Origin of the sequence: Kitasatospora sp. SC0581, assembly GCF_048159585.1 — a bacterium.
Classification (GTDB): Bacteria; Actinomycetota; Actinomycetes; order Streptomycetales; family Streptomycetaceae; genus Kitasatospora.
The window spans coordinates 239,430-253,437 of record NZ_JBLRWA010000003.1; the positions used below are offsets into that span (position 1 = coordinate 239,430).

The 14,008-nt window shown below is 73.1% G+C and carries 13 protein-coding genes and 3 tRNA genes; 3 read left to right on the plus strand and 13 right to left on the minus strand.

All coding sequences use genetic code 11. The annotated features are described in order from the left end of the window. Positions 1 to 25 precede the first annotated feature (25 nt). Together secE and ACLWS4_RS07325 are read right to left on the minus strand one after the other, a co-directional pair. The gene (secE, locus tag ACLWS4_RS07320; RefSeq protein WP_049651985.1) at positions 26 to 352 is read right to left on the minus strand and encodes a preprotein translocase subunit SecE; all 327 of its coding nucleotides are present in this window, start codon (positions 350 to 352) and stop codon (positions 26 to 28) included. A gap of 145 nt (positions 353 to 497) precedes the next feature. Further along, a tRNA-Trp gene (locus ACLWS4_RS07325) sits at positions 498 to 570 on the minus strand. 291 nt (positions 571 to 861) lie between these two features. Here ACLWS4_RS07325 and ACLWS4_RS07330 point away from each other — a divergent pair. Continuing rightward, on the plus strand, positions 862 to 2,109 hold the full coding sequence (locus ACLWS4_RS07330; protein WP_375876145.1) for a pyridoxal phosphate-dependent aminotransferase: 1,248 nt from the start codon (positions 862 to 864) through the stop codon (positions 2,107 to 2,109). A 128-nt stretch (positions 2,110 to 2,237) separates the two neighbouring features. Continuing rightward, on the plus strand, positions 2,238 to 3,302 hold the full coding sequence (locus ACLWS4_RS07335) for an adenosine deaminase (RefSeq protein WP_049651987.1): 1,065 nt from the start codon (positions 2,238 to 2,240) through the stop codon (positions 3,300 to 3,302). 8 nt (positions 3,303 to 3,310) lie between these two features. On the opposite strand, the gene ACLWS4_RS07340 is transcribed toward ACLWS4_RS07335, so the two are convergent. The 8 genes from ACLWS4_RS07340 to ACLWS4_RS07375 form a co-directional block, all read right to left on the minus strand. Then, positions 3,311 to 4,354: a UDP-N-acetylmuramate dehydrogenase gene (locus tag ACLWS4_RS07340; RefSeq protein WP_049651994.1), complete on the minus strand. Its 1,044-nt coding sequence runs from the start codon at positions 4,352 to 4,354 to the stop codon at positions 3,311 to 3,313. 77 nt (positions 4,355 to 4,431) lie between these two features. Next, a complete protein-coding gene (locus tag ACLWS4_RS07345) occupies positions 4,432 to 5,877 on the minus strand; it encodes an MFS transporter (protein ID WP_416873604.1) in 1,446 nt (481 codons plus the stop codon). A gap of 103 nt (positions 5,878 to 5,980) precedes the next feature. Then, positions 5,981 to 6,544, minus strand: coding sequence for a TetR/AcrR family transcriptional regulator (locus ACLWS4_RS07350; protein ID WP_234348396.1), 564 nt, complete (start codon positions 6,542 to 6,544; stop codon positions 5,981 to 5,983). Between the two features lie 98 nt (positions 6,545 to 6,642). Beyond that, the gene (locus tag ACLWS4_RS07355) at positions 6,643 to 7,065 is read right to left on the minus strand and encodes a MaoC family dehydratase (RefSeq protein WP_049651990.1); all 423 of its coding nucleotides are present in this window, start codon (positions 7,063 to 7,065) and stop codon (positions 6,643 to 6,645) included. A 5-nt stretch (positions 7,066 to 7,070) separates the two neighbouring features. Next, positions 7,071 to 7,529, minus strand: a complete 459-nt coding sequence (locus ACLWS4_RS07360) for a MaoC family dehydratase N-terminal domain-containing protein (protein WP_049651991.1) — start codon at positions 7,527 to 7,529, stop codon at positions 7,071 to 7,073. Positions 7,530 to 7,646: 117 nt separating this feature from the next. Beyond that, positions 7,647 to 7,811, minus strand: a complete 165-nt coding sequence (gene rpmG, locus ACLWS4_RS07365) for a 50S ribosomal protein L33 (RefSeq protein WP_006604855.1) — start codon at positions 7,809 to 7,811, stop codon at positions 7,647 to 7,649. An 83-nt stretch (positions 7,812 to 7,894) separates the two neighbouring features. Beyond that, positions 7,895 to 7,967 (minus strand) — tRNA-Met (locus ACLWS4_RS07370). Between the two features lie 43 nt (positions 7,968 to 8,010). Next, a tRNA-Thr gene (locus tag ACLWS4_RS07375) sits at positions 8,011 to 8,083 on the minus strand. Positions 8,084 to 8,363: 280 nt separating this feature from the next. Here ACLWS4_RS07375 and ACLWS4_RS07380 point away from each other — a divergent pair. Next, the gene (locus ACLWS4_RS07380; RefSeq protein WP_074003979.1) at positions 8,364 to 9,632 is read left to right on the plus strand and encodes a hydrolase; all 1,269 of its coding nucleotides are present in this window, start codon (positions 8,364 to 8,366) and stop codon (positions 9,630 to 9,632) included. 269 nt (positions 9,633 to 9,901) lie between these two features. Here ACLWS4_RS07380 and ACLWS4_RS07385 read toward each other — a convergent pair whose 3' ends face one another. The 3 genes from ACLWS4_RS07385 to kdpC all read right to left on the minus strand — a co-directional run bounded on the left by ACLWS4_RS07385 (position 9,902) and on the right by kdpC (position 13,994). Continuing rightward, on the minus strand, positions 9,902 to 10,576 hold the full coding sequence (locus ACLWS4_RS07385; protein ID WP_049652081.1) for a response regulator: 675 nt from the start codon (positions 10,574 to 10,576) through the stop codon (positions 9,902 to 9,904). A gap of 69 nt (positions 10,577 to 10,645) precedes the next feature. Then, positions 10,646 to 13,237, minus strand: coding sequence for an ATP-binding protein (locus ACLWS4_RS07390; RefSeq protein ID WP_416873605.1), 2,592 nt, complete (start codon positions 13,235 to 13,237; stop codon positions 10,646 to 10,648). A gap of 121 nt (positions 13,238 to 13,358) precedes the next feature. Then, positions 13,359 to 13,994, minus strand: coding sequence for a potassium-transporting ATPase subunit KdpC (kdpC, locus tag ACLWS4_RS07395; protein ID WP_416873606.1), 636 nt, complete (start codon positions 13,992 to 13,994; stop codon positions 13,359 to 13,361). Between the last annotated feature and the right edge of the window lie 14 nt (positions 13,995 to 14,008).

Here is a 14,008-nt window from a genome sequence, read left to right on the forward strand (position 1 = left end):
GCTGTTCGAGAGGTGGGGCGGCCGGTCAGCCGAAGACCAGGAGGCTCAGCTTGGAGAAGCCGTAGTCCAGGCCGGCCACGAAGGCCATCATGACCACCACGAAGGTGACGACCACGGCGGTGTAGTTGGTGAGCTCGCCGCGGGTCGGCCAGACGACCTTGCGCAGCTCGGCGATGATCTGGCGGTAGAAGAGGGCGGTCCGTGCGAACAGGCCCTTCTTGGCCCGCTTGCCCGACTTCTTCTGCTTGCCGGACTTCTTGTCGCCCTCGGCCGATGCGATCTCGGCAGCGCCGTCGGCACCCTCGGGGTTGCCGCTCTCAGGCGTTGCGGTGGAGCCCGTGGTCTCCGTCACTCGTCCTCACCTGAATCCGGGTCCTGCCGGCTTCGCCGCGCACCCGGTGGGGGCGGCCAGTCGGCTAGCGGTGCTGATCGGTGCCATCTCCGCATCAAGCCCGCTCACTCCTGTGGAGCGAACGGGCTGAAAACGGATCTAGCAGCAGGGCAAGAGGGACTCGAACCCCCAACCGCCGGTTTTGGAGACCGGTGCTCTACCAATTGAGCTATTGCCCTACGGTGCCTCGCGGCTCCGGTGGCGACCAACCTACCGTATCTCCCCCCGCTGTCTGCACAGGCGGTGAAAGCTCCGGTTGCCGGCGGGCCGTCGAGCAGCGAGTGTACGTGGTCGAGGGGTGTTTGGTCGAACTTCTTCTTCCGGCTTCTCTTCCGGACCGGCCGGTCCCCGGCGGACGTCCGGTCCGGCGGGACCCCTTCCGACGGACCGTCGGGCCGCGATTCGGACGGGAACGTACGGATGCCGATACCCCGATGCCCGGTAGGTCCCGGTTCTGCGACGATGCAGGCATGAGCGCTTCCACCCCGCAGCCCGACCAGTCCATCCGCCCCGCCGACCGCCGGGTCTCCGCCCGGATCGGCGCGATCGCCGAGTCCGCGACCCTCGCCGTGGACGCCAAGGCCAAGGCCCTCAAGGCCGCCGGCCGCCCGGTCATCGGTTTCGGTGCCGGCGAGCCCGACTTCCCCACCCCGGACTACATCGTCGAGGCGGCCGTCGAGGCCTGCCGCGACCCGAAGAACCACCGCTACACCCCGGCGGGTGGCCTGCCCGAGCTGAAGGCCGCGATCGCCGCCAAGACGCTGCGCGACTCCGGCTACGAGGTGGACGCCTCCCAGGTGCTCGTCACCAACGGCGGCAAGCAGGCGATCTACGAGGCGTTCGCGGCGATCCTGGACCCGGGCGACGAGGTCATCATCCCGGCCCCGTACTGGACCACCTACCCGGAGTCGGTCCAGCTGGCCGGCGGCGTCCCGGTGGAGGTCGTCTCCGACGAGACCACCGGCTACAAGGTCTCGGTCGAGCAGCTGGAGGCCGCGCGCACCGAGAACACCAAGGTGGTGCTGTTCGTCTCGCCGTCCAACCCGACCGGCGCGGTGTACACCGAGGCCGAGGCCGAGGCGATCGGCCGCTGGGCGCTGGAGCACGGCCTGTGGGTGCTCACCGACGAGATCTACGAGCACCTGGTGTACGGCGACGCCACCTTCACCTCGCTGCCCGCCCTGCTGCCCGAGCTGGCCGAGAAGTGCATCGTGGTCAACGGTGTCGCCAAGACCTACGCGATGACCGGCTGGCGGGTGGGCTGGGTGGTCGGCCCGAAGGACGTCATCAAGGCCGCGACCAACCTCCAGTCGCACGCCACCTCGAACGTCTCCAACGTCGCCCAGCGCGCCGCCCTGGCCGCCGTGGCCGGCGACCTGGACGCGGTCGCCGAGATGCGCGAGGCCTTCGACCGCCGCCGCAAGACCATCGTGCGGATGCTCAACGAGATCGAGGGCGTGCTCTGCCCCGAGCCCGAGGGCGCCTTCTACGCCTACCCGTCGGTCAAGGGCCTGCTGGGCAAGGAGATCCGCGGCCGGCGCCCGCAGACCTCCGCCGAGCTGGCCGCCCTGATCCTGGACGAGGCCGAGGTCGCGGTCGTCCCGGGCGAGGCCTTCGGCACCCCCGGCTACCTGCGGCTCTCCTACGCGCTCGGCGACGCCGACCTGGTCGAGGGCGTCAGCCGGGTCCAGAAGCTGCTCGGCGAGGCCCGCGACTGACCTCGGGTCCGTCCACCGACGTCAACCCGACGCCAGGGTTTCACCCGGCGCACCGCCCCCTTTCACCCCTTCAGGGGATGTAGAGGGGGCGGTTCCCGTTCAGGGGCCGTATACGGCAGTATCGGTGAATGGAACGCCTGTTGAACCCGCGAGACGTCAGGGGCCTCCCGAAGGCCCACCTGCACCTGCACTTCACCGGCTCAATGCGGCCCGCCACCCTCCTGGAGCTGGCGGACAAGCACGGCGTCCGGCTGCCGGAGGCGCTCAGCTCCGGCGAGCCGCCCCGGCTGCGGGCCACCGACGAGCGGGGCTGGTTCCGCTTCCAGCGGCTGTACGACACCGCCCGCTCGGTGCTGCGGGACGAGGAGGACATCCGCCGGCTGGTCCTGGAGACCGCCGAGGACGAGCGGCGGGACGGCTCCCGCTGGCTGGAGATCCAGGTCGACCCGACGTCCTACGCGCCCCGGCTGGGCGGACTGATCCCCGCCCTGGAGCTGATCCTGGACGCGGTGGAGCACGCCGCCGCGGCGACCGGGGTGGGCATCCGGGTCCTGGTCGCGGCCAACCGGATGAAGTCCCCGATGGACGCCCGGACGCTGGCCCGGCTGGCCGTCCGCTACGCCGACCACGGGGTGGTCGGCTTCGGCCTCTCCAACGACGAGCGCCGGGGCCTGGCCCGGGACTTCGACCGGGCCTTCGCGATCGCCCGCAACGGCGGGCTGCTGGCGGCCCCGCACGGCGGCGAGCTGTCCGGCCCGGAGTCCGTCCGGGACTGCCTGGACGACCTGGGCGCCGCCCGGATCGGCCACGGCGTACGGGCCGCCGAGGACCCCCGGCTGATGGAGCGGCTGGCGGACCGGCAGGTCACCTGCGAGGTCTGCCCGTCCTCCAACGTCTCGCTCGGCGTCTACGAGCGCCCCGAGGAGGTGCCGCTGCGCCGGCTCTTCGACGCCGGGGTGCCGCTCGCCCTGGGCGCGGACGACCCGCTGCTGTTCGGCAGCCGGCTGGCCGCCCAGTACGAGCTGGTCCGGGACGTGCTGGGCTTCTCCGACGCCGAACTCGCGGAGCTGGCACGGCAGTCGGTGCGCGGCTCGGTCGCGCCGGAGGCCGTCCGCAAGGAGCTGCTGGCGGACATCGACGCCTGGCTGGTCGGCGACCGCGCCCCCGCGGAAGCGGCCGCCGTACCCGCCTAGGGTCGCTGCTAGAGCTTGACGCCCACCATCACCGGCTCGTTCACCAGCTCCACCCCGAAGGCCGCGCGGACCCCGTCCCGGATCTCCCGGGCCAGTGCCAGCAGGTCCTCGGCGGTGGCCGAGCCGCGGTTGGTGAGCGCCAGGGTGTGCTTGGTGGAGAGCGTCGCCGGGCCGCCGCCGTAGCCCTTGCCGAAGCCCGCGCGGTCGATCAGCCAGGCCGCCGAGGTCTTGGTGCAGCCCTCCGGGGCCGGGTAGGCGGGGGCGTCCTCGGTGCCCGGGCGGGTGCGGAAGGACTCGTACTGCGCGGCCGTGAGCACCGGGTTGGTGAAGAAGGAGCCCGCCGACCAGGTGTCGTGGTCCGCCGGGTCCAGCACCATGCCCTTGCCGGAGCGCAGCAGCAGCACCGCCGTCCAGGCCGTGCCGACCGCGACCCGGGCGCCCGGCTCGACGCCCAGGTGCCGGGCGGTCTCGGCGTAGCGGACGGGGGTGGAGAGCCCGTCGTTGTCCTCCAGGCGGAACCGCACCCGCAGCACCACGTAGCGGTCCGGCTCGGCCTTGAAGCGGCTGTGCCGGTAGGAGAACCCGCACTCGGCGTTCGAGAGGGTGACGACCTCGTCGGCGGTGCGGTCGTACGCGACCACCTCGGTGATCGACTGGGCGACCTCCTGGCCGTACGCGCCCACGTTCTGCACCGGGGTGGCGCCCGCGGAGCCGGGGATGCCGGCCAGGAACTCGATGCCCGCCAGCCCGTGGTCGCGCACGGTGCGGTGGACCACCTCGGACCAGGTCTCGCCGGCCGCGACCTCCAGCGCGGTGCCGTCCAGGGCGAAGCCCTCGGTGGCGATCCGCAGCACGGTGCCGGGGAAGCCGGCGTCGCCGATCACCAGGTTGGAGCCGCCGCCGAGGACGAGCAGCGGCTCGCCGGCCGCGTCGGCCTCGCGGACGGCGGCGATCACCTCGTCGTCGGTGTGGGCGGTCACCAGGCGGCGGGCCGGGCCGCCGAGCCGGAGCGTGGTCAGCGGGGCGAGGGGGGCGTCGTTTTCTACCAGCACGCCCACCAGCGTACGGGGGAGGGGTCCGCCGACCGGAACGCGATTCCCGTCGGCGGGCCCCTCCCCTACGCCCCCGTTCAGACCCGGGCCGGCTCGGCCCGGTCCGCCGCCCGCTCCCCCGCCGCCGCGACCGGCGCCTTCCGCCGCCGCGGGATGAACACCGCGGCGAGCGCGCCGAGCCCGACGGCGGCGGCGCCGACGTACAGCGCGGGCACCAGCCCGTCCGTGAAGGCCCGCACCGACTGGTAGCCGCCCTGCCCCGAGAACACCGCCGCGAGCACGGCGACCCCGAGCGCCCCGCCGACCTCGCGCAGCGCGTTGTTGGCGCCGGAGGCGATCCCCTGCTCCTGTGGCCGGACGCTGGCCATCACCAGTTGGGCGGTCGGGCCGAAGTACAGCGACATGCCGATCCCGCAGATCACGGTGGCCGGTATCTGGGCGACGTAGTCGAGGCCGGTGCTCCCGTCCACCACCAGGCCGTACAGCGCCAGGCCCGCGGCCTGCAGCGCCAGCCCGGCGACCACGATCGGCCGGCCGCCGATCCGGTCGGAGAGGATGCCCGCGATCGGCGAGACCAGCAGCGGCATCGCCGTCCACGGCAGCATCCGGATGCCCGCCTCCTGCGGGCTGAAGCCGCCGACGCCCTGGAGGTACTGGCTGATCAGGAAGATCGAGCCGAACATCCCCAGGTACATCAGCAGGCTGGCCGCGTTGACGGCGGAGAAGGCCCGGCTGCGGAACAGCCGCATCGGCAGCATCGGGTGGGCGGCGACCCGCTGCTCGTACCGGACGAAGGCGGCCAGCAGCAGGGTGCCGCCGACCAGGGCGCCGAGGACCAGCGGGCTGGTCCAGCCGTCCGGGTTGCCGCGGATCAGGCCGAGGACGACGCCGAACATCCCCAGGCTGACCAGCAGGGTTCCGGGCACGTCCAGGGCCCGGCCCGGGCCCCGGCTCTCGCCGAGCCGCAGGTAGGCCAGCGGCAGCAGGACGAGGCCGACCGGGACGTTCACCCAGAAGATCCACTGCCAGGAGAAGTGCTCGGTCAGCGAGCCGCCGATCAGCGGCCCCGCGGCGACGGCGAGGCCGCTGACCCCCGACCAGATGCCGAAGGCCATCCCCCGCTTGCCCTCAGGCACCGCGGCGGTGAGCAGGGTGAGGGTGAGCGGCATCATCACCGCGGCCCCGGTGCCCTGGACGGCGCGGGCGGCGATCAGTTCGCCGATGCCCGGGGACAGCGCGGCCGCGGCGGAGCCGGCGGTGAAGACCGCCAGCCCGACCAGGAAGATCCGGCGGCGGCCGAAGCGGTCGCCGAGGGCGGCGCCGAACATCAGCAGCACGGCGAAGCTCAGGGTGTAGGCGCTGACCGTCCATTCGAGGTCGGACAGTCCGCCGCCGAGCTCCTCGCGGATCGACGGCAGCGCGGTGGTGACCACCAGGTTGTCCAGGGCGGCCATGAAGCTGGCCGCGCTGACGATCACCAGGGTCCAGACCGCCGCTCTGCCCATGGCAGGTTTCTCCGTCATGACGTCCCCCAGGTTCCTTAGGTAGTTATTGCTCAATAACTTCTTTGGGCCGAAAAGAGGCCGCACGGACACCCCGTGCGGCCCGTCCATCCGGGCGGCGCGCCTACTCGGGCGGCTCGCACCCGTCGAAGCCGGCCCAGATCCGGTGGTCCGGCGGATAGCCGAGCGCCACCAGGGTGTTGATCAGCATCCCGTACGCGAAGAACTGCGTGGCGTCCTTCATTCCGCCGCCGATCCGGATCCTGACCCGGTCAAACAGGTCCTCCCACAGCAGCCGGGCGGTCTCCCCGACCTCGTCCTCACCGGCCGCCCTGGCCGCGGACGCCGAGACGTAGAGCTGCATCTGCATCATGAGCTGGTCGCCGTTCTCGACCAGGCCCAGGTACGCGGTGGACATCGCCTCCGCGGCCGCCTCGCCGGACAGCCCGGCCGAGGCCTCGTCGAACACCCGCCAGGTCTCCTCGACGCAGCGCTCGGCGGCCGCGGCGAAGATCGCCTGCTTGCTCGGGAACAGCCGGAACAGGTACGGCTGCGAGACGCCCACCCGGCGGGCGATCGCCTCGGTGGAGGTGCCGTGGTACCCGCCCCGGGCGAACTCGGTCAGGGCGGCCCGGACGACGCTCTCGCGCCGCTCCTCCGCGCTCATCCGGATGCTCGACTTCGCCATGGATCCCAAGTTAGTGGCCAATCACTATCTACGCAAGGCCCGCGCCGGCGGCCGGAGATCCCGTACGGGACCCCGGCCGCCGCGACCCTCGGGGCCGCTCAGCCGAGCCGGACGACGGCCCGGGACATGCCGAGCACCTTCTGGCCACCCGTGGTGGCCAGCAGGTCGACCTGCACCCTGCGGTCGTCCAGCTTCTTGGCGACCTTGGCCGAGACCTCGACCACCGCGCCGACCCCGTCGTTCGGCACCGGCACCGGCCGGGTGAACCGCACGCCGTACTCGACCACCGCGGCCGGGTCGCCGACCCAGTCGGTGACCACCCGGATCGCCTCGGCCATGGTGAACATGCCGTGCGCGATCACGTCCGGCAGGCCGACCTCCAGGGCGAACTTCTCGTTCCAGTGGATCGGGTTGAAGTCGCCCGAGGCCCCCGCGTACCGCACCAGTGTGTCGCGGGTCACCGGGAAGGACTGCGCCGGCAGCTCGGTGCCGACCTCGACCTCGTCGTAGTCGATCGCCATCGCGCTCACTCCCCCGCCTCGTCGGCGGCCCGGGCCACCAGGGTCATGACCGACGTCACAACGTGCCCGCCGGTCGCGTCCGTCACCTCGCCACGTACGGTGAGCACGTCGTTGCCCGCCAGCGACTTGATGTTGTCGATGGTCACCGTGACCGACAGCCGGTCACCGGCCCGCACCGGGCGGGTGTAGGCGAACTTCTGGTCGCCGTGCACCACCCGGCTGAAGTCCAGGCCCAGCTCCGGGTCCTCGACCACCTGGCCGGCCGCGCGGTAGGTGATCACGAACGGGAAGGTCGGCGGGGCGATCACGTCGGGGTGCCCCAGCGCCTTCGCCGCCTCAAGGTCGGTGTACGCCGGGTTGGCGTCGCCGACCGCGGTCGCGAACTCGCGGATCTTCTCCCGGCCGACCTCGTACGGCTCGGTGGGCGGGTAGCTACGCCCGATGAAGGAGGGGTCGAGCGCCATGGCGGCTCCTCGGAACGCGGGTGGATACGAAAAAAACTCCGGGCCGCACCCCCTGTGAGGGATGCGGCCCGGAGCAAGAGACCTGAATTCACACAGGCCCGTCGCCCTGCAAGAGGGTCAGCGGGTCTCGCGGTGCGCGGTGTGCGAGTTGCAGCGGGGGCAGTGCTTCTTCATCTCAAGACGGTCCGGGTCGTTACGCCGGTTCTTCTTGGTGATGTAGTTCCGCTCCTTGCACTCCACGCAGGCCAGCGTGATCTTCGGGCGGACGTCGGTGGCAGCCACGGGAGTGCCTTCCTTGGACAACGAATAAGAACACAACAAGAGTAGCCGACCGGGAGTGCGATCTCCCGACCGACTACGCGGGGTAGCGGTGACCGGACTTGAACCGGTGACACAGCGATTATGAGCCGCTTGCTCTACCAACTGAGCTACACCGCCACAGTGATCCGCGGCACAGCCGGAGCTGACCGCTTCTCACCAGAGCCCCCATGCGGAATCGAACCGCAGACCTTCTCCTTACCATGGAGACGCTCTACCGACTGAGCTATAGGGGCGAACGAGGAAGAGATTACACGTTTCGCGCCCGGAGGTGAAATCCGTATCCCGCGGCGAAGACCGCAGGTGGGGCGAGGGGTACGGACGGACGATCCAAGGCCCGGCGTTCGATCGGCCCGCGAGCCGCACGGCCCGACCCGATACGACTATTGCCCGCCTCCCGGCGACCCGCCCCCCGGGCCCATAGGCTCGACGCTCATTGATCGGGAGGACTGGCCGGCGGTACGGGCCAGCCGTACGGGGCCGACCGCACGGGCCGGCCCGAGAAGGAGCCGGGCGATGGACAGCGCAGCCGCCGACGGGCCGCACTCCGGGCCCGGCCCGGCGGCCAACCCGCTCGGGCACGGCCCGGTCCTGCTCCTCACCGGCGCCCGGCTGGCGGACGGGCGGGTGGTGGACGTCCGGATCAGCGGCGACCGGATCCAGGCGGTCGGCACCGTCGGCAGCCTCGGCCCGCTGCCCGCCCTGCCCGGCGCGCCCACCGTCACCACCGGCGCCCGGATCGACCTGCGCGGCTACCTGCTGCTCCCGGCCCCCGCCGAGGCGCACGCCCACTACGACACCGCCTTCTCCGCCGCCCTGCCCACCCCGCCGCCGGACACCCCGGCCGACCTCACCCGCCGGGTCACCGAGGCCGCGCTGACCTCGCTCGGCTACGGCGCCACCGCCCAGCGCACCCACGTCCGGATCGGCGACGTGCACGGGCTGCGCCGGCTGGAGGCGGTGCTGACCGCCCGGCAGGCGCTGGGCGGGCTGGCCGAGCTCCAGGCGGTGGCGATGCCCCGGCTGCTCACCGGACGGGCCGGCGCGGACGGGCGGGCGCAGCTGCGCGAGGCGCTCAAGCTGGGCGCCACGGCGGCCGGCGGCTGCCCGGAGCTGGACCCGGACCCGGCCGGGTACGTGCAGCTGCTGCTGGAGGCCGCCCGGGAGGCGGACTGCCCGGTGGACCTGCACACCGGCGCCGGCGACGCCGCCCAACTCGCCCGGATGACCGGGGCGTTGGCCCCGCTGCGGCCCCGGGTGGCACTCGGCCCGTGCGGGGCGCTGCCCCGGGGCGCGTCGACGGTGCTGGCGACCAGCGGGGTCCGGGTGGTCTGCCTGCCGCAGAACGGCTGCTGCACCGGCATGGAGGGCCGCTCGGCGGGCCTGCGGCCGGGCCTGGTACGGGAGTTGGCGGCCGCCGGGGTGCCGCTGGCGGCGGGCAGCGGGGCGCTGCGCGACCCGTCCAACCCGGTCGGCCGGGCGGATCCGCTGGAGTCGGCCTACCTGCTGGCGGCCGGTGGGGAGTTGACCCCGGAGGCGGCGTACGACGCGGTGGCGAACCAGGCCCGGGCGGCGCTCGGTCTGGCACCCGTCCGGGTGGACGCCGGGTTCCCGGCGGAGCTGCTGGCGGTGCGCGGGGACAGCCTGGCCGGGGCGCTCGCGGGCGGGCACAGCCGGCTGGTGGTGCACAGCGGCCGGGTGGTCAGCCGGACCAGCGCGGTCCGGGAGTTCGCGGACACGGTGGCGCTGGCGCTGCCCCGACAGTCCGGGGGCGGGGACGGCTGAGCCGGTCCCGGAGTGGGCCTGATGGCCCCTGACGGCAGATGGGGGCGCGCGACTGGTGTCGCGCGCCCCTCCCCCACCTGCTGGCCGCCTCGGGCGGCGGCTGGAGCGGCCCCGGACCTCCCCCACACGGAGCAGGGGCCGCTCGTTCGACACCGACACTACGCCCGCGGAACACCGCCCCCGAGCGGCCTTGACGCCCCCCTGTCGCCCACCGGGCCGCTCTTGACGGCTCGTTGACGGGGGCGCGCCGGCACCGGTGCGCCGGTCCGTCACGGCACGTACCGGTACCCGATCCCCGGCTCGGTGACCAGGTGCCGCGGCCGGGCCGGATCGCGCTCCAACTTGCGGCGCAGTCCGGCGAAGTAGACCCGCAGGTAGTTGCCGCGCCCCTCCTGGGCCGGGCCCCACACCTCGCGCAGGATCTGCCTCCCGGGCACCAGCCGGCCCGGGTTGGCGAGCAGCAGGGCGAGGATGCGCCACTCGGTCGGGGTGAGGCGGACCGGTCCGTTCGGGCCGTGCACCGCGGTGGCCGCGAGGTCCACGGTGTGGTCGCCGATCACCGGCCGGCCCAGCGGCACGTCGCCCAGCGGCCGGCGCAGCACGGCGCGCAGCCGGGCCAGCAGCTCGTCCATCAGGAACGGCTTGGTGAGGTAGTCGTCGGCGCCCGCGTCCAGGGCGCCCACCTTGTCGGCGGCGTCCGTCCGGCCGGAGAGCACGATGATCGGCACCGCGCTGTGGGTGCGCAGGCCGCGCAGCACGTCCATCCCGTCGAGGTCGGGCAGGCCGAGGTCGAGCAGGACGGCGTCCGGGGCGCTGTGCGCGGCGCGGTCCAGCGCCTCCCCGCCGCTGGCGGCGGTGCGGACGGCGTAGTGCCGGGCGCTGAGGTTGATCCGCAGGGTGCGCAGGAGGGCGGGTTCGTCGTCGACGACCAGAATCTCACTCATGCGCCCGCCTCGCTTCGCTCGGCAGTCGCTTCGCGAGACGCGCACCTTTCGATGGTTCGTTCACTTCGTTCACTCATGTGGAGGTTCCTCCCCGAAAGCTCCAGGCTCAGTGGTGCCGGGCTCGGTGGTGCTGGGCGCGGTGGTGGCGGCGGGCAGGGTGAGCAGCATGGTGGTGCCGCCGCCCGGGGTGTCCTCGACCTCCAGGCTGCCGCCCATCGCCTCGGCGAGGCCGCGGGAGAGGGCGAGGCCGAGGCCGACGCCGGTGGTGTTGTCGGTGTCGCCGAGGCGCTGGAAGGGCAGGAAGACCCGGTCGCGGTCCTCGGGGGCGATGCCGGGGCCGCGGTCGATCACCCGGATCTCCACCTGGTCGGCGTGGTGGCTGGCGGTGACCAGGACGGGCGCGCCGGGGGCGTTGTACCGCAGCGCGTTGGTGATCACGTTGGCGAGCACCCGCTCCAGCAGCGGCGGGTCGGCGAGCACCGGCGGGGCGGTGTCCAGGTCGAGCGGCTGCACCGGCGCGTACGGGTCGGGGAGGCTGTCGAGCGCCCGGGGCAGGATCTCGTCGAGGTGGGTCTCGGTGAGGTGCAGGGTGAGCGCGCCGGCCTGGAGGCGGCTCATGTCGAGCAGGTTGTCGACCAGCCGGGTGAGCTTGACCAGCGACTCGTCGGCGGTGGCGAGGAGTTCGGCCTGGTCCTCGGGCGAGAACTCGACGTCGGGGCTGCGCAGCGAGCCGACCGAGGCGCGGGCGGCGGCCAGCGGGGTGCGCAGGTCGTGGCTGACGGCGGCGAGCAGGGCGGTGCGCATCCGGTCGGCGGCCTTGATCGGCTCGACCTCGGCGGCGACCACGGCCAGCCGGTCGCGCTCCAGCGCGGCGGCGACGTGGGCGGCGAAGGCGGTCAGCACCCGCTGGTCGGCGGCGGGCAGCCGGCGGCCGGTGAGCACCAGGAGGGCGTCCGCGCCGACCGGGACCTCGGCGGTCTCGTGCGGCCCCTCGCCGTCGCCCTGGTGGTCCCCCTCGCTGTGCGCGAGCACCTCGCCGTCGCCCCGGGAGAGCAGCGCGACGGCCCGCATGCCGAAGGCCGTCCGGGACTTCTCCAGCAGGGCGGGCAGCGCGTCGGCGCCGCGCAGCACGCTGCCGGCCAGGGTGGAGAGGGTCTCGGCCTCGGCGGTGGCGCGGGCGGCCCGGCTGGTGAGCCGGCCGGCGTGGTCGACCACGGTGGAGACGGTGAGCGCGATCGCGGCGAAGACCACCAGGGCGACGATGTTGTTGGTCTCGCCGATGGTCAGGCTGTGGACCGGCGGGATGAAGTAGTAGTTGAGCAGCACCGAGGCGACGACCGAGGCCAGCAGGGCCGACACCGCGCCGCCGAGCAGGGCGACGATCACCACGCCGAGCTGGAAGATCAGCGCGTCGGTGGTCAGGTTGATGCTGTGGTCCGCCTGCGAGAGCAGGACGGTGAGCAGCCAGGGCACCGCCAGGCCGGCCAGGTAGCCGGCGATGGTGCGGCGCCGGGAGTGGCGGCGGCCGAGCGAGGGCAGCCGGCCGCGGCCGGTGAACTCGTGGGTGACCATGTGGACGTCGATGTCCTCGGAGTCGTCCACGGTGGTCTGCCCGGTGCCGGGGCCGGTGAGGAAGCGGTTGATCCGGCCGCGGCGGCTGGTGCCGAGCACCAGCTGGGTGGCGTGGTGGGCGCGGGAGAAGGTGAGCAGCGCGGTCGGGACGTCGTCGCCGACCACCACGTGGTAGCTGCCGCCGAGGGTCTCCACCAGCTGCCGCTGCTGGGCGAGGGCGCCGGAGGAGGCGCCGGCCAGGCCGTCGCTGCGGGAGACGTGGACGGCCAGCAGTTCGCCGCCGGCCGTGCGGTCGGCGATCCGGGCGGCGCGACGGATCAGGGTCTCGCCCTCGGGGCCGCCGGTGAGGGCGACCACGACCCGCTCGCGGGTCTCCCAGACCCGGTCGATGTTGTGGCTGGCCCGGTAGTCGCGCAGTCCCTCGTCCACCCGCCCGGCCACCCAGAGCAGGGCGAGTTCGCGCAGGGCGGTGAGGTTGCCGACCCGGAAGTAGTTCGAGAGCGCGGCGTCCACCTTCTCCGCCTTGTAGACGTTGCCGTGGGCCATCCGGCGGCGCAGCGCCTGCGGGGCCATGTCGACGAGTTCGATCTGGTCGGCCCGGCGGACCACCTCGTCCGGGACGGTCTCCCGCTGCGGGATGCCGGTGATCTTCCGGACGACGTCGTTCAGCGATTCCAGGTGCTGGATGTTGACGGTGGTGACGACGTCGATCCCGGCGGCGAGCAGTTCCTCGACGTCCTGCCAGCGCTTGGCGTGCCGGCCGCCGGGGATGTTGGTGTGCGCCAGCTCGTCCACCAGCACGACGGACGGGCGGCGGGCGAGCACGCCGTCGAGGTCCATCTCGTCGAACCCGGCGTCCCGGTAGTCGCGGTGGACGCGGGGCACGACCTCCAGGCCCGCCAGCATGGCCTCGGTGTGCGGTCTGCCGTGGCACTCGATGTACCCGACCACGACGTCGGCCCCGCGCTCCTGTCTGCGCCGGGCCTCGTCCAGCATCCGGTACGTCTTGCCGACCCCCGGCGCGGAGCCGAGGTACACCCTCAGCCGGCCGCCGCGGATGCCGGTGCCGGGGGTGAGGTCGCGGGCCATGGGCACTGCTCTTTCCATCGGGAGGTGGTGCACGTCTGCGGACGCGGGTCGGCCGGCCCGGGCGCGGGAGGCGTGCCCCCGTGCCCGGGCCGGCCCGGTCACCCGTCTGTACGAGGTGGTGTCACTTCTGCTCGCTGAGCGCCTTGTTGAGCAGCACGACGTTGACGCCCTCGTTGCCGAGGAAGCCGAGCGAGCGGCTCTCGGTGTACTTCTCGACCAGTTTGCCCACCGTCTCCACCGGCAGGTCGCGGTGCTTGGCGACCCGCTCGACCTGCTCCTTGGCGTACGCGACGGAGATGTGCGGGTCGAGGCCGGAGCCGGAGGCGGTCAGCGCGTCGGCCGGGACGCTCGCCGGGTCGACGCCGTCGAACGCGGCGACGGCGGCGCGGCGGTCGTTGACGGCCTTCAGCAGGTCCTCGCTGTTCGGGCCGAGGTTGCTGGCGCTGGAGGAGGAGGCGTCGTAGCCGGTCCCGGCGGCGGAGGGGCGGGGCTGGAACCACTTCGGGTCCGGCTGGGCCTCCTCCTTCGGGTCGTCCGGGTTGGTCTTCGGGAGGTTGAAGCTCTGGCCGATCAGGCTGGAGCCGACCTCCTTGCCGCCGGACGTCACCGGCGAGCCGTTCGCCTTGTCGGAGAAGGCGACCTGGGAGACACCGGTGATCAGGAGCGGGTAGACGACCCCGAGGATCACGGTGAGCACCAGGAGCGCTCGCAGGGCCGTGAAGTGGGTGCGGAGGATCGTCGGCAGGGGCTTGGACATGGTTTTCTCTCCTT

Excerpts from the sequence above, each read along its gene's own strand:
- kdpC (WP_416873606.1), bottom strand. The coding sequence starts at position 13,994 with ATGTCCAAGCCCCTGCCGACGATCCTCCGCACCCACTTCACGGCCCTG.
- ACLWS4_RS07355 (WP_049651990.1), bottom strand. The coding sequence starts at position 7,065 with ATGGCGATCGACTACGACGAGGTCGAGGTCGGCACCGAGCTGCCGGCG.
- ACLWS4_RS07380 (WP_074003979.1), top strand. The coding sequence starts at position 8,364 with ATGGACAGCGCAGCCGCCGACGGGCCGCACTCCGGGCCCGGCCCGGCG.
- ACLWS4_RS07390 (WP_416873605.1), bottom strand. The coding sequence starts at position 13,237 with ATGGCCCGCGACCTCACCCCCGGCACCGGCATCCGCGGCGGCCGGCTG.
- ACLWS4_RS07350 (WP_234348396.1), bottom strand. The coding sequence starts at position 6,544 with ATGGCGAAGTCGAGCATCCGGATGAGCGCGGAGGAGCGGCGCGAGAGC.
- ACLWS4_RS07360 (WP_049651991.1), bottom strand. The coding sequence starts at position 7,529 with ATGGCGCTCGACCCCTCCTTCATCGGGCGTAGCTACCCGCCCACCGAG.
- ACLWS4_RS07335 (WP_049651987.1), top strand. The coding sequence starts at position 2,238 with ATGGAACGCCTGTTGAACCCGCGAGACGTCAGGGGCCTCCCGAAGGCC.
- ACLWS4_RS07330 (WP_375876145.1), top strand. The coding sequence starts at position 862 with ATGAGCGCTTCCACCCCGCAGCCCGACCAGTCCATCCGCCCCGCCGAC.
- ACLWS4_RS07385 (WP_049652081.1), bottom strand. The coding sequence starts at position 10,576 with ATGAGTGAGATTCTGGTCGTCGACGACGAACCCGCCCTCCTGCGCACC.
- ACLWS4_RS07345 (WP_416873604.1), bottom strand. The coding sequence starts at position 5,877 with ATGACGGAGAAACCTGCCATGGGCAGAGCGGCGGTCTGGACCCTGGTG.